This is a genomic window from Plantactinospora sp. ZYX-F-223 (genome assembly GCF_039649625.1).
Classification (GTDB): Bacteria; Actinomycetota; Actinomycetes; order Mycobacteriales; family Micromonosporaceae; genus Plantactinospora.
On record NZ_JBDJAV010000018.1, the window covers coordinates 118,777 to 138,809 of the forward strand.

Annotated in this window: 15 protein-coding genes; 7 read left to right on the plus strand and 8 right to left on the minus strand. The window is 71.8% G+C overall.

Annotation, left to right across the window (positions count from 1 at the left end; genetic code table 11):
• Positions 1-72: 72 nt before the first annotated feature.
• The 4 genes from AAH979_RS19660 to AAH979_RS19675 all read right to left on the minus strand — a co-directional run bounded on the left by AAH979_RS19660 (position 73) and on the right by AAH979_RS19675 (position 8,664).
• Positions 73-6,042, minus strand: coding sequence for an RHS repeat-associated core domain-containing protein (locus tag AAH979_RS19660; RefSeq protein WP_346259580.1), 5,970 nt, complete (start codon positions 6,040-6,042; stop codon positions 73-75).
• The gene (locus tag AAH979_RS19665; protein ID WP_346259581.1) at positions 5,978-6,958 is read right to left on the minus strand and encodes an AfsR/SARP family transcriptional regulator; all 981 of its coding nucleotides are present in this window, start codon (positions 6,956-6,958) and stop codon (positions 5,978-5,980) included. The genes AAH979_RS19660 and AAH979_RS19665 overlap by 65 nt, the downstream gene beginning before the upstream one ends.
• A gap of 109 nt (positions 6,959-7,067) precedes the next feature.
• Complete coding sequence (gene ligD / locus AAH979_RS19670) at positions 7,068-8,096, minus strand: non-homologous end-joining DNA ligase (protein ID WP_346259582.1); 1,029 nt, start codon at positions 8,094-8,096, stop codon at positions 7,068-7,070.
• 88 nt (positions 8,097-8,184) lie between these two features.
• The gene (locus AAH979_RS19675; RefSeq protein ID WP_346259583.1) at positions 8,185-8,664 is read right to left on the minus strand and encodes a hypothetical protein; all 480 of its coding nucleotides are present in this window, start codon (positions 8,662-8,664) and stop codon (positions 8,185-8,187) included.
• Positions 8,665-8,850: 186 nt separating this feature from the next.
• Between AAH979_RS19675 and msrB the strand changes: the two genes are divergently transcribed.
• The 4 genes from msrB (at position 8,851) to AAH979_RS19695 (ending at position 11,857) form a co-directional block, all read left to right on the plus strand.
• Positions 8,851-9,279, plus strand: a complete 429-nt coding sequence (gene msrB, locus AAH979_RS19680; RefSeq protein ID WP_346259584.1) for a peptide-methionine (R)-S-oxide reductase MsrB — start codon at positions 8,851-8,853, stop codon at positions 9,277-9,279.
• A gap of 36 nt (positions 9,280-9,315) precedes the next feature.
• Positions 9,316-9,576 carry a Prokaryotic metallothionein gene (locus AAH979_RS19685; RefSeq protein ID WP_318395121.1) on the plus strand — a complete coding sequence of 87 codons (261 nt, stop codon included), beginning with the start codon at positions 9,316-9,318 and terminating at the stop codon, positions 9,574-9,576.
• 74 nt (positions 9,577-9,650) lie between these two features.
• Positions 9,651-10,154 carry a GNAT family N-acetyltransferase gene (locus AAH979_RS19690; protein WP_346259585.1) on the plus strand — a complete coding sequence of 168 codons (504 nt, stop codon included), beginning with the start codon at positions 9,651-9,653 and terminating at the stop codon, positions 10,152-10,154.
• Positions 10,155-10,330: 176 nt separating this feature from the next.
• Positions 10,331-11,857: a hypothetical protein gene (locus AAH979_RS19695; RefSeq protein ID WP_346259586.1), complete on the plus strand. Its 1,527-nt coding sequence runs from the start codon at positions 10,331-10,333 to the stop codon at positions 11,855-11,857.
• A 140-nt stretch (positions 11,858-11,997) separates the two neighbouring features.
• On the opposite strand, the gene hemQ is transcribed toward AAH979_RS19695, so the two are convergent.
• The 3 genes from hemQ to hemE are packed head-to-tail and all read right to left on the minus strand — an operon-like array spanning position 11,998 to position 15,294.
• Positions 11,998-12,738 (minus strand): hydrogen peroxide-dependent heme synthase, encoded by a 741-nt coding sequence (hemQ, locus tag AAH979_RS19700; protein ID WP_346259587.1) that lies wholly within the window; start codon positions 12,736-12,738, stop codon positions 11,998-12,000.
• The gene (gene hemG, locus AAH979_RS19705; RefSeq protein ID WP_346259588.1) at positions 12,735-14,192 is read right to left on the minus strand and encodes a protoporphyrinogen oxidase; all 1,458 of its coding nucleotides are present in this window, start codon (positions 14,190-14,192) and stop codon (positions 12,735-12,737) included. The genes hemQ and hemG overlap by 4 nt, the downstream gene beginning before the upstream one ends.
• Before the next feature lie 19 nt (positions 14,193-14,211).
• The gene (gene hemE, locus AAH979_RS19710; RefSeq protein WP_346259589.1) at positions 14,212-15,294 is read right to left on the minus strand and encodes a uroporphyrinogen decarboxylase; all 1,083 of its coding nucleotides are present in this window, start codon (positions 15,292-15,294) and stop codon (positions 14,212-14,214) included.
• Between the two features lie 190 nt (positions 15,295-15,484).
• On the opposite strand from hemE, the gene AAH979_RS19715 reads away from it, so the two are divergent.
• On the plus strand, positions 15,485-16,057 hold the full coding sequence (locus AAH979_RS19715; RefSeq protein WP_346259590.1) for a DUF3000 domain-containing protein: 573 nt from the start codon (positions 15,485-15,487) through the stop codon (positions 16,055-16,057).
• A 124-nt stretch (positions 16,058-16,181) separates the two neighbouring features.
• Positions 16,182-17,504 (plus strand): ribonuclease D, encoded by a 1,323-nt coding sequence (locus AAH979_RS19720; RefSeq protein ID WP_346259591.1) that lies wholly within the window; start codon positions 16,182-16,184, stop codon positions 17,502-17,504.
• A gap of 63 nt (positions 17,505-17,567) precedes the next feature.
• On the opposite strand, the gene galE is transcribed toward AAH979_RS19720, so the two are convergent.
• Complete coding sequence (gene galE / locus AAH979_RS19725; RefSeq protein WP_346259592.1) at positions 17,568-18,593, minus strand: UDP-glucose 4-epimerase GalE; 1,026 nt, start codon at positions 18,591-18,593, stop codon at positions 17,568-17,570.
• 189 nt (positions 18,594-18,782) lie between these two features.
• Between galE and AAH979_RS19730 the strand changes: the two genes are divergently transcribed.
• A complete protein-coding gene (locus AAH979_RS19730) occupies positions 18,783-19,979 on the plus strand; it encodes an acetyl-CoA C-acyltransferase (protein WP_346259593.1) in 1,197 nt (398 codons plus the stop codon).
• Positions 19,980-20,033: the final 54 nt, after the last annotated feature.

A 20,033-nucleotide genomic window follows, 5' to 3' on the forward strand; every position in this document is an offset into this window, starting at 1 on the left:
ACCGCGAGGTGCATATCGAACCGCACATCGACCTGACCCAAGCGGCGTGGCGCACACCGCCCGTGAGGATGGCTATTCGACCAGGTCCCCCTTCAACTCGCCGTTTACCCACCTGCCACGGATGCGCGGCTTCGTCGGGGGCTTCGGAGCCAGGCGATTAGCGGCTATTCCGGCGAAGGCGCCGCCGAGGACTTCGGTCATGAAGTCGCCGTTGTCCCACTCCCCCTCGTCGGCGGTAACCGCGTAGCTGAGGGCGCCGGCGCCCGCGCCGATGCCCGCAGCGCACAGGACAACCGTCCCGCAGGCGACCGCTCCGGCCACGGCGCCTCCGACCATCACCGCACCTTTGGAGACGTTTCGGATGACCTTGTCGTTATCCGCCTTCCAGCAGTCCAGAGCAAACCCACGGCAGGATGATCCTGCCGTCTGCTTGAGCGGTCCCTTGGCAGGCCCCATGGACGTGCAGCCGTACCGTCCGCCGCACTTCTGCGCGGCGGGCTTCTTGGCGGCGGGCTTGACGAAACGGCGCTCATAGTGCTCGCAGGAGGCCTTGTTGTAGCAGACCTTCTTCTTGTAACTTTCGTCGTCCTTCTTGTTACAGGCGCGGATGCTTCCACCACACTTTGCCAGCGCATCGTCACGCTTCTTCTGCGCCGCCCGTTCCTTCTTGGCCTTGTCCCGGGCCGCCTTGGCCGCTGCTTTGGCCGCCGCCGCCTGGTTCTTGGCGCGGATGCGCTCCTTGCGGGCCGCTTCCTCCCGCGCCTTCTTGGCCCCCGCCCTCGCGGCCGCCGCCTGGTTGCGGGCCCGGATCCGCTCCTTGCGAGCCTGCTCTGCGCGCGCCCGCTTCTGGGCTGCCTCCCACTGCTTGCGCTTGGCCGCGTCCGCCTTCTGCTTCGCGGCGCTGCCGTCACACTGCCTGGGGTTGGAGCACTTGTACTTCAACCCGTCCGGGTCGGAGTAGGTGACCGGCGAGTTGTTGGCGTACGGGTACGGGTTCATCTGCTGCGGATCGGTGTCGTCCATGATCGGGTCGACCGAGATGAAGCGCCCGATGTCCGCGTCGTACTCGCGCGCCCCGAGATGGACCAGCCCGGTCGACGGATCCTTTGTCCCGCCCACGAAACCGCGCTCCGACGGCCAACCTACGGCGGTGCCGCGCGACTGCCCGAACGGGGTCTGGTACCGCCGGGTCACCGACAGGTCCGACGCCTTGATGGCGATGTTGGCGGTGCCCTGGTGGTCGGAGACCAGCCAGCTGAGCCCGGCCGCGCTACGCACGGCGACGTTGCCGTAGTAGCGGGTCGACGAGACAGCCCCGCCGGTACCTTGATGGATCTCGAGTCCGTCGAGGTAGAGCGTGGTACCGGAGGGGTCGCGCCGGATCAACCGGTTGCCGTCGGCGTCGTAGAGGAACGAGGTGTCGCCGATACGCGCCAACTGCCCCTCCGCGTCCCAGCTGAGGTTCTGGCCCTGCCGGGTCAGCATGTTGCCGGCGCTGTCGTAGCTGTAGGTGTCGGTCTTGGAAACCCCGGGGCCGGTGGTCGTCACCGACTTCAGGGTGTGCGGCTGCGCCGACCCCGCCGCAGGATAGGTGTACGCCCGGCTGGTGTCCCCGCCCGCCGCGTGCCGGACCTCGGACAGCCGGTTTCCGGTCTTGTCGTAGCTGAACGAGTGCCAGTACGGTGCGGGTCCGCCGAGCGCGGCCGCGGATCGGGCGTCGCCGCAGTCACCGGACGACGGTGTCCATGCCTCGGTCAGCCGGGTCAGATAGTCGTAGCCGAAGCACTGCTGGTCGCCGGAGACGGCATCTGAGCTGGACAGCACGTTGCCGACCGGGTCGTAGCGGTAGGTCAACGCCGACACGCCGGGATTGTCCTCGTCCTCTCGGTCCATCGTGGCCAGCTCCAACCGGCCGGTCACCGGGTCGAACCCGAACCCGGACCAGACCTGGCGCCCCGGCGTGCCGTGCAGTGTGCCGACGACCCTGGCAAACTCGTCATACCAGGTGTCTGCGACGTATTTGTCCAATCCGGACAGGGTTTGCGGCTGGTCGAACTCGTTGTAGCCGTGGGTGAGGGTCTCGTTGGGCAGTCCCACCACCGCCGGCAGCCCGGTCGTGCTCAGCCGCCCGAACGCGTCGTAGGTCAGGCTGGTCGTGTACGTACCGGCCAGGCTCCCCTCCACGGCGGGAATGGTCACCTTCGAGCCCAGCGTACGGCCGGTTCCTTGCTGGTACCCGGTGACCTCGCTGGAGTAGACGCTGCCGTCGACGTAGCGCTGCGACGCCACCGGCAGCCCCTTGCCGTTGGGCAGGGTGTCGTACGTCCACGCGGCCAGCTTGGTCTGCCCGTTGAAGTGACCGGTCTTGCGGCCCAACGCGTCGTACGTGTTGGTCAGTGTGATGCCGCGCGAGTCGGTACTCGAGACCTCCTGGTCCTCGTCGTCGTAGGTATGGGTGGTGACCCCGGAGTCCGGATCCTCGTCCCGGATCACCCGGCCGCGCAGGTCGTAGAAGTAGCGCCAGACGTTCCCGGATGCGTCGGTCACGCTCGCCTTCTGCCTGGCCCTGTTGTAGCCGTACTTTGTCGCGTCGTACGCGCCGGTCGGCGAGGCGCCGTGGAACTGGCGCAGCTCGACGGTACGGCCCTCGAGGTCGAAGATCTCCATCGTCGGCGTACCGCCCGCAGGCGGGTCGGTCGCCGTCCAGTTCGGGCCGTACGACGTCGTGGTACGCCACTTCTCGACGCCACCCGACAAAAGGATTTCGTCGGTTTCGCGTCCGGCCGTGTCGAACAGGTAGCGCGTCTGCGCCACCACCTTCTCGTCGGCCGCCTTGAACAGAGCGGTCGCCGGGGTGGAGTTCTCGTTCCAGTAGTCGTCGTTGGTCCTCTCCACCCTGCCCTGGCTGTCGTAGAACACGTCGGTGATGACCCGTCCGCCGACCGGTGACGGGCTCTGCGTCTGGCGCAGCCGCAGGAAGCCGTCAAGAAGGTTGTGGCTGACCAGGTACGAGCCGTTGGACAGCAAGGTGCTGCTGCTGACGACCGAGGGCGCGTTGCCCCGTACCAGATAGGAGAACTTGGCAGACGGGGACTGGCCTGCCGCCTTGCTGCGTCCCGGAGCCCAGCCCGCGGTGAGCCGGCCCAGCGCGTCATAGGTCATGTCGGTGCGTACACCGTTGGCATCCGTCGTGGAGAGCACGGTGCCGAGCAGCGGGTCGATCGAGGTGGTGCTGGTGTGCCCGAGGGCGTTGGTCTCCGCGACCGCCGTCACCGGCCCACCCGTCTCCGGGGTGTAGGTGACCGTGCTCTTGTCACCGGACGGATCGGTCGACTCGACCGGCCGGCCGTGCACGTCGTACCGGAGGCTGCCGATCGGCACGTACGTGCCGGGCTCGGACACCTCCTCCGACTTCGTCTGGTCTCCCTTGACCGGCGGCGTGGTGATGCTGGTCGCGCCGTCGTAGTAGTGGCGCTCGTCGCTGAGAAGGTCGCCGCTCGACGGCGTGACGGAGCAGCCCACGCTGACCGTCTCCATCCTGGCCACCGTGTCGATGATCCACGACGTCAGGTTCTGCGTGTACGACGTCCGGGCGCACGTGTCGTCATCGGGAGTGGACGTGTCCCCGCGATCGTCGGTCAGGATCACCCGGCCGTAGTCGTCGTAGGAGTAGACGGTCTCGGTCACCCAGACCCCGCCCGGATGTTTGGTGTACTCCCGCTCGGACCGCTCCTCGGTCAGGTACGCCTCCAGCGGCCCGACCGCCCGGTTGCGGCTGGCCGTCTTGCGGATCTCCAAGGGCTCCGAGATGGTCCTGCTGAGCCAGTCGGTCCCGTTGAAGGTCGTCACCTCGCGGGTGAAGCCACGCCGCACCGGCTTGTCCTCGACGCTGCCGCCCTGCGAGTCGCTGACCCACACGTCGCGCCGCGAACCGGTCGACAGCAGGTCGTTGTCCATGCCACGCAGGAACAGGTGCTCCTCCACCCGCTGCGGCCCGGCCAGCGGGTCGCCGTGCTTGACCCGGGTGCGCTGGTAGCCACGGAACTGGCCCCACGACCTGAACCGGGCCGGGGTCAACTCGCCATCGTCGTGGGCCCACCCGGCGCCGCCGAGGTACTCGTACTCGGTGACCTCCGACGCGTTGTCGCTGCCGGTGGCGTCCCGCTCGACCACCCTGGTGACGACGTTCTTGTGGAACCAGTCGAGTGTCGGCTCGGTGGAACCACCCATCAGCCAGTACCCCGGATAGCAGGCCATGACGTTGTTGTCGGGCGTGGGCAGGCTGGTCCGCTGGCACTCCTGCTCGGCGTACGTGACCTCGATCCGGCCACCGGTCTCGTTGGTTATCGCGTTGAGCCGCCACTTGGCGAACGGGCGTGCCATGTCGAGCCCGTCGACCCGGTTGTCGAGCAGTTCCCCGTCGAACTGCACGGGCGGCATGGTCACCGTCCCGCCGGCGTGGCCAGCCTGGACGATCGACTCCAGCCACAACCCCGGATCGGTGCCGTCGCCGTTAGCCGGAAACTCGTGGTTGAGCGTCCACGACGCCACATCCCGGTATCCGGCGTTGTGGTAGACCTGCGTCGTAATCTTCGCCAGCCGCTTGGCTGTCCAGAACGTCGGTGTCGGGACTAGGCAGCTCGTGCTCGTGCACTGCTGGTCGAACGGCACGTCGGGGAAGTTCTGCGGGTGGGTGGCGGGGTCGCAGACGGCGCCGGGAATGCAGCGCGGCGCGGGGGTGAACACCACCCGCCCCGCCGCGGGCGCGGTCGAGCCGTCGCGGAAGCCGTACTCGATCCGGTTCAGATGCCCCGACCGTACGTACTGGGCCCGGCTGTAGTAGTTGGTCTCGGTGTCGTAGTAGTACGCCATGGCGTCGCCGTGGGTGTCCACGACGTAGTCGAGGTTCCACCGGTACGCCTGGGTGCACCACGCGTTGGCGAAGGCCGCCTGGTGGCACGGCTCCCCGGCGTCATCGCCGAAGACCGGGACGGTCCACGCCGACTTCGCCGCCGCCGAACGGCCGAAGAAGTACTGGGTGCCGTCTGGTGAGGTCATCCGCCAGTACTCGCCGTCGTTGTCGCCGTTCGAGGCTCCGGTGAGCAGTTCCACCCGCCAGCCGCTGTCCTCCTCCGATCGCCACACGCCGGTCGCGTCATCCCGGACCAGTTCACCGGTGATGCCGGGCAGCGCGACGGTCGCGTTCCGGGAGGCGAAGCACAGCTCCTGCGAGGTCGCCTGCCCGTCCTCCTTGCAGGACTGGTACGAGCGCTCGATGAACCCCGCCTGCGAGTCGAAGCCCTCACCGATGATCGACGGCTGGTTGTTCGTCGCGGCCATCCGCCCGTCGACGCTGCCGGAGGAGTAGCCGAGGCCCAGGTCGGGGGTCAAGCCAGGGAGGTCGGGCACCCCGATCGGGTACGACCAGCCGAAGTCGCCGGAGTTCAACCCGACCTGCCAGCTCAACGACGGCGACAGGGTGGTGGCCTGGAAACTACCGTTGGGACCGCTGGCGGCGGCGGTCACCGCGAACAGGCTCGCCTCGGCCAGCCCCGGCTCGTCGGCCGCGCGCAGCCCACTCGGCAGCCGGGACCTGCCCGGCAGCGGCAGCTCCGCCCGCAGCCTTCCGCCCTTCAGATCGTTGCGGGCCGGGAACACCTTGCCGTCGTAGACCCGCACGATCTGTAGGCGCGAGGCCCAGTCGCCGCCGTAGGCGTGTCTCAGCCCGCCGTAGTCGACCTCGACGGACGCAACTTTTGCCTCGTCGCTCGATACGCGCAGCAGCAGGCCCTTCACTCCGGCCCGGGTGGCGGCGGCCCGGTCGAGCACCTCCGCCCGTACCCCGGAAGGAGCGGCGACCGTGGCCTGCCAGCTCGCGCCCGGCGAGGTGCGCAGGAACGTGGCCTCCTCACGCCCGGGCTTGTGCCCGCTGGTCGGCGCGGCGTTGGCGCCCGGTACCGAGGCCGGCTTGGCCCGGTCAGGTCGACGTGGACGATCGGGCTCCGCCTGCGCCGGTGTGGCGGTCAGCAGGGTCGCTGCCATCGCCACCGCAGTCGCTGCCGCCACAACCGTTCGCCATCGTGTTACTGGTTCTGTCATGCGCGCAGGATCGGTCAGCGCCGCACGCCTGTGCGCATTTCGGAGCGCACACCGCCCCGGTGCCCCGGTGCCAACCCCGCGAGCAGTGCGGCACCGGACCGGGCCCGAGCCGTACCCGCGGATCCCCGCGCAGGATCGCCTCGTACAGCGCCGTCAGCAGCGGGCTTGGCCGCGCGTTGAGGTCGCTGGCCAGGTACCCGCAGGCGCGCCGGAACGCGTCGACGGCCGCCGCGACATCGCCGCTGCGGCTACATGCCACCATGAGCTGGCCCCAGGCCCGCTCGCGGTATGGCTGGCGGCTGACGAAGTCTTGCAACAGCAGGCGGGCGCGATCCGGCTCGCCGGCCTCAATCAGCAGTTCGGCGGAATCCTCCACGGCGGACTGCCACTGGACGAGCAGGGCCTGGGCGTAGCCGAACAGGGCCGGCCCCTGCGCTACGTCGAGCATCGGAGCACCGCGGTACAGCGAAACCGCATCGGCGAGAAGCCTGAGCGCCGAGGCCGGGTCGCCGCGGCGCCGCGCACCGCGACCATCATTGATCATGGTCTGGAATCGCAGGGCGTCGACGTTACCGCCGATGGTCAAGGACCAGCCAGAGCTGGCCTGGAACAGCTGACCGCCCAGATCCATCGACCACAGCCGCAACTCCGCCAGGTAGCTGCGAAAGTTCGAGGCAGCCGAGGCAGGCACGGCGTCACCCCACAGTTCGGTATAGGCTGTCGCCCGCCGAAGCACTCGGTCCCGGTAGAGCAGCAGCATCGCCAGGAGTGTGCGCGCCTTTCCGGTGGGAATCGACACCAGGCGACCTCGCTGCCACACCTCCATCGGACCCAGCAGGTTCACCGTCAACTGCTCCATAGCCGGAGATCGTTACGGCGCCGGTCGCGGCCTGTCCAGCGTCCCGAACGGACGCGAACAAACCCGAACGGCTGGAGCCCCGGTTTCGGCGGCCGCAGCCTGGTCGGGGCTACCGGTCGCGGTCCCGGGACGGCTGCACCCGCTTCGGCTCCCCCGGCATCTTCGGATGGTCCGGCGGGTACGGCAGATCCCCGCCCGCGCCGTCCCGGTCGTCCCGGTCGGCCCACTCCAGCAGCGGGGTGATGTCCCACGGGGCGTCGTCGATGCCGGCGTGCGGATCGCCGATCCTCGCCACCCGCTCCGGTACCGTCTTCAGGTCGAAGTCGTCCGGCTCCACGTCCGGCAGCTCGTCCCAGGTGACCGGGGTGGAGACGGTGGCCCGGGCATTGGCCCGCAGCGAGTAGGCGCAGGCGATCGTCCGGTCCCGGGCCATCTGGTTGTAGTCGATGAAGACCTTCTCGCCGCGCTGCTCCTTCCACCAGGAGGTGGTGACCAGGTCGGGGCGGCGCCGCTCGACCTCCCGGGCGAACGCGATCACCGCCCGGCGCACCTCGGTGAAGGTCCACCGGGGCGCGATCCGCAGATAGACGTGCACGCCCCGGCCGCCGGAGGTCTTCGGCCAGCCGGTCGCGCCCAGCTCGTCCAGCAGCCCGCGCACCTCGCCGGCCGCCTCCACCGCGTCGGCGAAGTCGGTGCCGGGCTGCGGGTCGAGGTCGATCCGCAGCTCGTCGGGGCGGTCGACGTCGGTGCCCCGGACCGGCCAGGGATGGAAGACCACCGTGCTCATCTGGGCCGCCCAGGCGACGTGCGCCAGGTCGGCCGGGCAGAGCTCGTCGGCGCTCCGGCCGCTCGGAAACTGGATCTTCGCGGTCTGGATCCAGGGCGGTACGCCCCGCGCCGGCACCCGCTTCTGGTAGAACATCTCCCCCTCGATGCCCTCCGGGAAGCGCTGCAACGCCGTCGGTCGGTTGCCCAGGGCGCGCATGATCCCGTCGCCGACCGCGAGGTAGTAGTCGAACATGTCCTTCTTGGTGAACCCGCGACGGGGGAAGTAGACCCGGTCCGGGCTGCTCAGCCGTACCGTGTGCCCGGCCACCTCGACCTCGACGGGCTTCGCCTTCGCGCTGCCACCAGCCATGCGCCGACCCTATGCCACCGGTCCGACACGGGTGACCCGACACGGAGACGCCGCCCGCCACCACGGCCGGACAGCCGGCACGGCCGCTCTAGGACAGGGGTCGCGCCTCCCGCTCCCGGCTGCCGTGCCGGTGCGCCTCCCAGACCTGGCAGATCAGCACGAGCTTCTGCTCGAACCGGGGATCCCGGTCCAGCAGACCGCCGTCGTAGGGGGCGGGCAGCCGCAGCGGCCCGGCATCGCCGAGGTAGACGGCGACGACGGTACGACCCCGGCGGCGCTCCGCCCGGACGTCGACCACCCGCGGCCAGGCCACGAAGGCGTACCCCCCGTACGCCCGGCCCCGCAGCCCCGCATCGTCCAGCCGGACCCGGGCCCGGAGCCGGTCGGCGGCGCCGCAGAGCATCCCGAGCGGCAGCGGGGCCAGCACGGCGGCCCAGGCCAGTTCGGAGAGTTCCCGGTGCCCGGGCAGCGTGCTGACGATCACGATCACGGCACCACTGCCCAGACCGCCCCAGCGCAGCCCCCGGACCACCGCCTGCCGCCAGGTCAGCCGGAACTCGGCCAGCACCGGCCGGTGCTCGCGTCGCCGTCGCTCTCCCCCCGGCCCGGTGGCCGCCCGCATGTCCTGTCAACGACTCGGTCGCCGGGCGGTGATTAACCAGTTGTTTCTCGCTGTTTTCCGATGAATCTGCGGTGCTCGGCCGCCCCGACGAGGCGCTTAGCCGCCCGACGATCTCCGCCGTACCGTTGGGGTATGGCTGACAACAGTGTCCGGGACGACCAGGCAGGCAAGCTGCCCAGCACCGAGGAGGAGTGGCGGGTCCGGCTCACTCCGGAGGAGTTCAGGGTGCTCCGCCAGGCGGGCACGGAACGCGCGTGGACCGGCGAGTACGTGGACACCAAGACCGCCGGCACCTACCACTGCCGGGCCTGCGGGGCGGAACTCTTCTCCAGCGACACCAAGTTCGACTCGCGCTGCGGCTGGCCGAGCTTCGACCAGGCACTGCCCGGCGCGATCCGCTACCTGGAGGACCGCTCGCTCGGCATGGTCCGGATCGAGGTGCGCTGCGCCACCTGCGACTCCCACCTCGGGCACCGCTTCGACGGCGAGGGCTTCACCCCGACGAACGCCCGGTACTGCATCAACTCGATCTCGATGCGCCTCGACCCGTCAGCCACGTAGAATCACCGCAGATACGGTGAAACGGGGGAATTCGACATGGCGACCTGCGAGGTCTGCGGCAACGACTACTGGATGGCGTTCGAGGTCCGCACCACCAGCGGGGACGTGCACACCTTCGACTCGTTCGAGTGCGCGGCGCACAAGCTCGCCCCGGTCTGTGAGCACTGCGGCATCCGGATCATGGGGCACGGTGTCGAGGTCTCCGGCCGGTTCTTCTGCTGCGGGCACTGCGCCCGGGTCGTCGAGGGCGAGCGCGGGGCGGAGATCCGGGACGCCGTCGGCGCCCGCCCGGCCTGACGCTCCACCCGGCTCTTGACGCCGCCGGATCTCCCCGGCGACGGTCCACGCCGCTGCCGGCCTACCATCGCGGGATGCAGCAGTCGCAGACGCCGCCGCGCCAGGCGGACCCCGCGGAGCGGGTCGAGCTCCGGGTCGCCTCGTTCGCCGACCTCGACACCCGGACCCTGCACGACCTGCTGAAGCTGCGGGTCGACGTCTTCGTGGTCGAGCAGGACTGCGCCTATCCCGAACTCGACGGCCGGGACGTCGAGCCGGGCACCCGGCACCTGTGGCTGGCTCGGGGCGACGCACCGATCGCGTACCTGCGACTGCTCGCCGACCCGGGCGGGGTGGAGCGGATCGGCCGGGTGGTGGTGGCCCGGCAGGCCCGGGGCGGCGGGTACGCCGGACGCCTGATGACCGAGGCGCTGGCCATGGTCGGCTCCCGGCCCTGCGTACTCGACGCCCAGTCGCACCTGGTCGACTTCTACGCCCGCTACGGCTTCACCGTGAGCGGCCCGGAGTACGTCGAGGACGGCATCCCGCACGTGCCGATGCGCCGCGACCCGGCGGACCGGGCCGAGGCGGCGGACTAGTCTGCCTGGCCAGCCCGGACCGGCGGTTCGGATGGAACTGCCCGCGGATCGCGGGCATTCGCGGGGTTTGTGCCGGGCGGGGTTGCTGGCCCGACCGGGCCACCTCTAGCCTCCCGATCACCGCCGTGGAGATCGTGCCCCGGCGCCTTTCTCCGCAACCCCCATGGAAGGTGTACATGCGCCCCCTCCTGCCCCTGGCCCGGATCGGCGTGGCCGTCACCGTGGTCGCACTGACCACGGTCGCCGCCGCCACGCCGGCCGGCGCCCAGGAGCCCGAATCGCCATACGCCGACGCGTACCCGTCGCTGCCATTCGTGGTCAACGTCGCCCAGAACGCGACCAAGCCCAAGCCGGTCAAGCTCACCATCGACAACTACTCGCGGGTCGCCGCCCGCAACGTCTCGGTGAAGGTCGACGCCTCCGGGCTGCCCGCCGCCATCACCGCCACGCTGCCCGGCACCGACCAGGGCTGCGCCGTTTCCGGCGCGGTGGCCACCTGCACGCTCGCGGAACTCGCGGCCGGCACGACGCACACCTACACCATCGGGATCGCACCCGGAAACCTCGACGGCGACACCCCGTGGAGCGGCACCATCACCGCCACCTCCCACGCGGAGAACACCATGGGCGAGGCCAGCACGGAGAGCATCGTCCAGGTCAGCGGCCCCGGCATCGACCTGGTGATCGGCCGGATCGCCGACGTCGAACTGACGGCCGGCGCCTCGACCAACGTGCCGATCTCGGCCCGCAACGAGGGCACCGTCGCCGCCGACGCGGTCGCCGTGGTGATCAGCACCACCCACTACCTGGAACTGCCCAACCCGTACGAGAACTGCCTGTACAGCCGGGACGACCTCGCCCTGACCTGCATTGTGGACGGAGCGCTCGGCCCGGACGAGACCTTCGAGATCGATCCCGCGACGCCGCTGCGGCTCAAGGTGGCCGACAAGGCGGCCGGCCCGGACACCTACGGGGCCTGGGCCGCCGTGCTGCCGCTGACCGACGAGGAGGCCGAGCAGCGGCTCAGCCAGGCGGGCAACAAGTCGAGCGGCAAGCGGCTCCGGCTGGTCCCGACCAGCAAGGCGCTGCGGGCCCCGGCGGAGGACCTGAACCACGACGACAACGAGACCGCGTTCACCGTGAAGGTGCCGCTGCACGAGGCGGACAGCGTCGCGATCGGGGCGACCGTCGACGGTGCGGTCGACGAGACCAGGTCGATCCGGGTCGGCATCCGCAACGACGGCCCGGCGAACACCCTCACCCCGGGTGAGGAGTGGTCGTCGTCGGCCGAGGTGGTCCTGCCGGCCGGCCTGTCGGTGCTCAAGGTCGACGAGCAGTGCGAGCCGAACACCGCCAACCCGAACGGTGCGGACCGGCGGGGAGTGGTGGACGGCCTGTCGTACCACTGCTGGCCGTCGGAGCAGCTCCAGTCGGGTAAGACCTGGCTCTTCGACTTCACGGTCAAGATTGCCCGCGAGCCCGGGGCGGCCGGCTCGATCGTCGTCGACGGCGGCGTGCAGGACAAGAACGCCGGCAACAACACCGCGCCGATCACCCTGGAGACCGGTGGTGCCGGCGGTGGCCTGCCGGTGACCGGTGCCCGGGCCGGACTGGTCGCGCTCGGCGGTGTGCTGCTGCTCGCCGCCGGTGTGCTCGGCGTCGTCGTGGCCCGGCGCCGCCGGATCGTCACGGTCGTCGACTGACGCTCTCAGGAACGGAAGGAGTAGGGGGCAGCGGCGCGACGCCGTTGCCCCCTACTCCCCTCCGACCAGGTGCTGCCCGGCTGCGGTCGGGTCCGGAGCCGACGACCCGGCAGCACCGACGGCAGGGCGGCGCGTTCGCGTCACGGCAGCGCGTTGACCAGTTCGCCGATGCTCCGGCGCCGGCCGGTGAAGAACGGCACCTCCTCGCGGACGTGCCGGCGGGCCCGGGAGGCGCGCAGGTCGCGCATCAGGTCGACGATCCGGTGCAGTTCGTCGGCCTCGAAGGCGAGCAGCCACTCGTAGTCGCCGAGCGCGAACGAGGCGACCGTGTTGGCCCGGACGTCCGGATAGCCGCGGGCCATCATGCCGTGCTCGGCCAGCATCTCCCGGCGCTCGGCGTCGGGCAGCAGATACCACTCGTAGGAGCGGACGAACGGGTAGACGCAGACGTAACCCCGGGCCGGCTCGCCGGCCAGGAACGCCGGTACGTGGCTCTTGTTGAACTCCGCCGGCCGGTGCAGCGCCATCTGCGACCAGACCGGCGCCAACTGCCGGCCGAGCGCGGTACGCCGCAGCCGCCCGTACGCGTCCTGGAGCGCGTCGCTCGACGACGAGTGCCACCAGATCAGCAGGTCCGCGTCGGCGCGCAGCCCGGAGACGTCGTAGCTGCCCCGCACCACCACGTCCTTGCCGGCCAGCTCCTCGAAGAGCGACCCGACCTCGGCCGCGATGCCGTCCCGGGCCTCCGGCAGCGGGCCGGTCGCCCGGAACACCGACCACATGGTGTAGCGGATGCTCTCGTTCAGCTCCCGCAGCCGGGCCGCGTTACTCTGCTCCGCGCCGCCCCGCTGCTCCGCGCCACCCGTCTGTTCCACAGTCATGCCCTCGATACTCCCAGCACCTTGATGATCTCCTCGGCCGCGGTCTCGCCGGAGCGTACGCAGACCGGAATCCCCACCCCGTCGTAGCCGGCGCCGGCCAGCGCCAGGGTCGGGTGTGCGGTCCGCAGCGCGGCCCGGGCCGCGGCCACCCGGTCCAGGTGGCCGGGGGCGTACTGGGGCAGCGCGCCGCCCCACCGCTGCACGTGGCTGTCGACCGGTTCGGGCAGTTCCGCGCCGAGCAGCCCGGACAGCTCCCGGTGCACCGCCGAGACCAGTTCGTCGTCGGCGCGTTGCAGCAGGTGTTCCTCGCCGTGCCGGCCGACCGAGGCGCGCAGCAGCAGCGTGCCGTCCGGGCGGCGTAGGTGCGCCCACTTGCTGGTGAAGAAGGTGGCCGCCTTGACCAGGGTCCCCTCGGTCGCCGGCACCAGGAACCCGGACAGGTCCCCCGGCACCGCGCCGCGGTCACTCGCCGCCGCCCCGTCGGGCGGGCCGGGTAGGGCGAGACTGACCAGCGCCACGCTGGCGTAGTCGAGCCGGCCGACCAGCGCACCGACCGCCACGTCGACCCCGCCGAGCAGCCGGGCGGCGGGCCGGGCCGGCAGGGCCAGCACCACCGCGTCGACCTCGACCAGTTCCGGGTCGCGGGTCGGGCCGATCACCAGGCGCCAGCCGCCCGGGACCGGCAGCAGCTCCCGGACCGCCGCGTTCAGCCTGATCTCGGCCCGGGCCGCCTCGGCGGCGGCGGCCACCAGCCGGCTCACCCCGCCGTTCACGGTCGCGAAGACGGGAGTACCGGCCGGCCGGGGCGCGGCGGCCATCGCCGCCCGGACCGCCCCGGTCAGGGTCGCCTCGACGCGTGCCGCCCGGGCCAGCCCGGGCATGGTGGCGGCCAGCGACAGCTCGTCGGCGCGGCCGGCGTACACCCCGCCGAGCATCGGGTCGACGAGCCGGTCCACCACCTCGTCGCCGAGCCGCCGCCGGACCAGCTCGCCGACCGTCGGGTCCTCGTCCGGGTCGAGCAGCGGACGGCCCCCGTCGGCGTCCCGCTCCGCCGCCGGCCGGGCCACCGGAGCCACCGCGGCCAGGTCACCGGGTACTCCGACCAGGGTGCCCGGGGGCATCGGCCGCAGCTCGCCTCCGATCGCCAGCGCGGCCCGCCCGATCGCCGGGTGCACCAGCGCGTCGGCCAGCCCCACTCGGCGGGCCAGGGCGACCGCCGCCGAGTCCCCGCCGGCCGGGTCCCGGGTCAGGAACGCCTCGGCGCCGAACTCGACAGTCGCTCCGGCCAGCGACCCGGTACGCAGCTTGCCGCCGAGCGTGCCGGACTGCTCGTACACGGTGATCTCGGTGTCGGCGGGGAGCCGGTCCCGCAGCCGGAGCGCGGCGGCCAGCCCGGTGATCCCGCCGCCGACCACGGCGATCCGCGGCCCGCCGGACCGTGTCGTGTCGTTCACCCCGGTGCCCGCCTCTCGGTCAGTTCGCGGACGCCTCGTGGACCAGGGCGACGACCCGGGTCAGTACGTCGGGATCGGTCTCCGGCAGCACGCCGTGCCCGAGGTTGAAGACGTGCCCGGGGGTGGCCGCGCCCTCGCCGAGCACCCGGCGCACCTCGGCCTCGACCACCGGCCAGGGCGCGAAGAGCACGGCCGGGTCCAGATTGCCCTGCACCGCCCTGTCCGGCCCGATCCGCACCGTCGCCGCGTCCAGCGGGGTACGCCAGTCCACCCCGACCACGTCCGCGCCGGCCTCCCCCATCGCGCCGAGCAGTTCGGCGGTGCCGACCCCGAAGTGGATCCGGGGCACGCCCGCGTCGGCGAGCCCGCGCAGCACCGTCGTCGAGTGCGGCAGCACGAACCGGCGGTAGTCGGCCTCGGAGAGCGCCCCGGCCCAGGAGTCGAAGAGCTGCACCGCCGAGACGCCGGCCCCGACCTGCACCTTCAGGAAGGCAAGGGTGATCTCGGCCAGCCGGCCCAGCAGCGCGTGCCAGACGTCCGGTGCGCCGTGCATCAGCGCCTTGGTGCGTACGTGGTTGCGCGACGGCCCGCCCTCGACGAGGTAACTGGCCAGGGTGAACGGCGCTCCGGCGAACCCGATCAGCGGGGTGTCGCCGAGTTCGGCGACGAGCAGCCGGACCGCCTCGTCCACAAAGGACACGTCGGAGGGGTCGATGGGGCGGATCCGGTCGACGTCCGCGAGGGTGCGTACCGGTTCGGCCACCACCGGGCCGGTGCCGGGCACGATGTCCAGATCCACCCCGGCCGCCGCCACCGGTACGACGATGTCGCTGAACAGGATCGCCGCGTCGACGCCGTGCCGGCGTACCGGCTGGAGGGTGATCTCGGTGACCAGCTCCGGCCGGCGGCACGACTCCAACATCGGGATCCCGGCCCGCACCTCGCGGTATTCCGGCAGCGAACGCCCGGCCTGCCGCATGAACCAGACCGGGGTGTGCGGCACCGGCTGGCGCCGGCAGGCCCGGACGAACGGCGAATCGGCCGGGCCGCCCGGGGCCGGCTGGTCGTCTCGGGCCACGTTGCCCGCAGTCGTGGTGGTCATCGGCGCCATCGTGCCACGCGCCCCGATCCCGGCGACGCCCACCGCCGGGTTTTGTGGCGTGCCAGACGCGCCGGATCCGGCTGCGGTCGCCGGGGCAGGCAGACCCGATGTGCGGTGTGCCGGGCCGACCAGCCGCTCCGACCGGCGCGGCGCCCCACCACCGCGCAGACGATCGGCTTAGGCTGCGGATATGGCCTCCCCGATCGTCCAGCCTGAGACCTTCGCCCGTGCGGTGGCCGGGTTGCGGTCGGCGGCGCCCCGCGCGGAGATCGTGCTGGAGGAGGTGGGGGCCCCGCAACGGCTGGCCCCGTACGCCTTCGCGCTGGCCGCCACCGTGCGGCGCGACGGCGAGGAGGTGGCCACCGGACGGCTCATCCTGCTGCACGACCCGGCCGGACACGAGGGCTGGGAGGGGACGCTGCGCCTGGTCACCTACGTCACCGCCGAGCTGGAGATCGACCTCGCCGCCGACCCGCTGCTCCCCGCCGTCGGCTGGACCTGGCTGACCGACGCGCTCCAGGCGCGGGACGCGGCCTACCGGGCGCTCGGCGGCACGGTGACCCAGACCATGTCGACCCGGTTCGGCGAGCTGGCCGGCCCGCCGGCTGCCAGTGACATCGAGATCCGCGCCTCCTGGACCCCGGTCGACGACGACCTGCGGGCACACCTGCTGGCCTGGTGCACGCTGCTCGCCTCCACCGCCGGGCTGCCGCCGCCGGGTGTCACCGCGCTGCCGCACTCCCGGCCGGCCGGCGCCGCCTGACCAGCCGCAACTTCCGCCGAACCTCCTACGCCCCAACCGCTTCGGCGGCCCCAGCCGCCCCACCGGACCCGACTCGCCGGACCGGCTGCGCGACCCGAATCCTGGCGAAGACTAGGGTTGTCAGGTGACCGACGAACCACCCCTGCGCCGTCGGGCCGCGCAACGCCGAGCAGGGGACGAGCCGCACAGCCTTCCGGTGTCCGCGCCGGATCCCGAGACAGTGGGGCCCGACCCAACGCCCGGCGGGCCCGTACCGCTTCTCACCCCTCGCGACGGCACCCCGGCCCCCGTCGAGACACCCGCCGGCCTGGCCGACGTGGTGTCCCGGTTCGCGGCCGGCACCGGCCCGGTCGCCGTCGACGCCGAACGCGCCTCCGGCTACCGCTACAGCCAGCGGGCCTACCTGGTCCAGCTCCGGCGGGCCGGGGCCGGCACCGTGCTGATCGACCCGCTGCCCCTCGGCGACCTCCGCACCCTCGACGAGGCGATCGCGGACGCCGAATGGGTGCTGCACGCCGCCAGCCAGGATCTCGCCTGCCTCGCCGACCTCGGGCTGCGGCCGAGACGCCTCTTCGACACCGAGCTGGCCGCCCGGCTCGCCGGCTTCGAACGGGTCGGCCTGGCCGCGCTGACCGAACAACTGCTCGGCTTCACCCTGGAGAAGCACCACTCGGCGGCGGACTGGTCCAGCCGGCCGCTGCCGGAGTCCTGGCTGACCTACGCCGCGCTGGACGTGGAGATGCTCACGGAACTGCGGGACAAGCTCGCGGCCGAGCTGGACCGGCAGGGCAAGGCGAAGTGGGCGGCCGAGGAGTTCGCCGCGCTGGTGGCCTGGGGTGCCCAGCCGGCCCGGCAGCGGCCGGACCCGTGGCGGCGGACCTCCGGCATCCACCGGGTGCGCGGGGCCCGGGCGCAGGCCCGGGTGCGGTCGCTCTGGTACGCCCGGGACGAGATCGCCGCCCGCCGTGACTCGGCGCCCGGCCGGGTGCTGCCGGACGCCGCGATCATCGCCGCCGCCGAGATGGACCCGAAGGACGAGCGGACCCTGCTGATGCTGCCCGGCTTCGGCGGGCGCTCGGTACGCCGGCTCGTCCGGACCTGGCTGGACGCCCTCGCCGACGCTCGGCAACTGCCGGACGACGCGCTGCCGGTGAGCCCGACGATCGACGGGCCGCCCCCGCCGCACCGCTGGGCCGAGCGGGACCCGGTGGCGGCCGCCCGGCTGGCCCGGTGCCGCGAGGTGGTGACCCGGATCGCCGCGGCGCACACCCTGCCGCCGGAAAACCTGATCACTCCCGACTCGGTCCGCCGGCTGGCCTGGATCCCGCCGGAGGAGATCACTGCGGAGACGGTCGCCGAGACCCTGCGCGGGTACGGCGCCCGGAGCTGGCAGGTCGGCCTGATCGCCGAGGAACTCGCGGCGGCGCTGGTCGAGCCCACGACCTGACCCCGCGTCCGCACCGGCCCGCTGGCAGTACGGCTGTCCGGCGGGCCGGACCGGCAGCACAGGTCAGTGGTGCAGGTGCAGGGCGGGCCGGCGGATGCCGAGCAGTTCGTCACGGATCCGGCACCACTGCACGGCGTGCCGGATGCCGTCGGCAACGGAATACTCGGGCTTCCAGTCGAGCAGGAGTCGGGACCGGGTGCTCCGGGTGAACGAGCCGGCCGCGTCGCCGGGGCGGCGCGGCGCCTCGCGGGTCCGCACCGGCCCGACCGCCGCGGCGAAGGCGGCGACGAGTTCCCGGACGGTGGTCCCGTCCCCGGTGCCGAGATTGACCGCCTCCACCGACCGGTCGCCGCCGGGCGGCAGGATCTCGTCGAACCGGCGCAGCGCACAGACGTGTGCCCGGGCCAGGTCCCAGACGTGGATGTAGTCGCGGATTCCCGAGCCGTCCCGGGTGGGCCAGTCGGTACCGGTGATCAGAAACTCCCCGCCGTCGGCCCAGGCGTCGATCAACTTGCCCAGTGCGTGCGTCGGCCGGGGCACCTGGAGACCGGTACGCAGCAGCGGATCGGCACCGATCGGGTTGAAGTAGCGCAGCGAGAGCGCCCGCAGCGGGGTGGCCCCGGCGGTGTCCGCGAGCACCGTCTCCATCATCGCCTTGGTCCGGGCGTACGGGCTGGCCGGCTCCAGCGGTGAACTCTCGTCGACCGAGAGGTCGGCACCGGTACGGTAGATCGCCGCCGAGGAGCTGAAGACGTAGCGGGTGACCCCGTTGCGGAGGACGTGGTCGAGGAAGTCGAGCGACTTGGCGACGTTCTCCCGGTAGTAGCGCAGTGGCTCGCTGACCGACTCCGGCACCACGATGAGCGCCGCCGCGTGCACCACCGCGCCGATCTCCGGGTGCTCGGTGAAGATCCGGTCGAGCAGCGCGCCGTCGGAGATGTCGCCCCGGTAGAAGGTCCGTCCTCGGGTGAATTCGACCCGCCCGGTGCAGAGGCTGTCCAGGATCACCGGCTCGATGCCCTCGTCCAGGCAGGCCGACGCGATGGTGCTGCCGATGAAGCCGGCACCACCGGCGACCAGCACCTTCACCCGGACTCCTGGCTGATTGGAGGCTTTTTCACAATTGCTCGGTGTTTAGCCGGCAATAGCGGGATTACCGGAGCACCCAGCCGGACAATATGTGGTCCGAGCCACACGGGGGACGCAAACGACACTAGTTACTGACTAGTAGCATCCGAGGTACCCGCCCACCCGGGCCCCTGCGGCAAGGAGGCTCCAGTGCCCCGTGAAGTCCGGGACGTCGTCTTCGTTGACGGCGTCCGCACCCCGTTCGGCAAGGCGGGTGGGATGTACGCCCACACCCGCGCCGACGACCTGGTGATCCGCTGCATCCGCGAACTGCTGCGGCGCAACCCGCAACTGCCGCCGGAGCGGGTCGACGAGGTGGCGATCGCCGCCACCACCCAGATCGGCGACCAGGGCCTCACCATCGGCCGTACCGCCGCGCTGCTCGCCGGGCTGCCCAAGACGGTGCCCGGCTACGCCATCGACCGGATGTGCGCCGGGGCGATGACCGCGGTCACCACGGTGGCCGGCGGGATCGCGATGGGCGCCTACGACGTGGCGATCGCCGGCGGCGTCGAGCACATGGGCCGGCACCCGATGGGCGAGGGCGTGGACCCCAACCCGCGGATCCTGGCGGAGAAGCTGGTCGACCCCTCCGCCCTGGTGATGGGATCCACGGCGGAGAACCTGCACGACCGGCTCCCGCACATCGGCAAGGACCGCGCCGACGCGTTCGCGCTCGCCTCGCAGGTCAAGACCGCCAAGGCGTACGCCAACGGCAAGCTCCAACCCGACCTGGTACCGGTGGCGATTCGCGACCCGGAGACCGGCTGGGGACTCGCCACCGTCGACGAGGCGCCCCGGGAGACCTCACTGGAGAAGCTGGCCACCCTGAAGACACCGTTCCGCCCGCACGGCAAGGTCACCGCCGGCAACGCGGCCGGGCTCAACGACGGGGCCACCGCCAGCCTGCTCGCCGCCGAGGACGTCGCCCGGGAACTCGGGCTGCCGGTGTCGATGCGACTGGTGTCGTACGGCTTCGTCGGGGTGGAGCCGGAGGTGATGGGCTACGGCCCGATCCCGTCGACCGAGAAGGCGCTGCGGATCGCCGGGCTCTCCATCTCCGACATCGGCCTCTTCGAGCTGAACGAGGCGTTCGCGGTGCAGGTGCTGGCCTTCCTCGACCACTTCGGCATCGCCGACGACGACCCCCGGGTCAACCAGTGGGGCGGGGCGATCGCCATCGGCCACCCGCTCGCCTCCTCCGGGGTACGGCTGATGACCCAACTCGCCCGGCAGTTCGCCGAGCACCCCGAGGTGCGGTACGGCCTCATCGCGATGTGCATCGGCATCGGCATGGGCGGCACGGTCATCTGGGAGAACCCCAACTGGAAGGGCGATGACAAGTGAGCGCGAGGAGTGAGCCGGGTTTGCGAGCCCCGCAGTGCGATCGGAAGGTGGCGC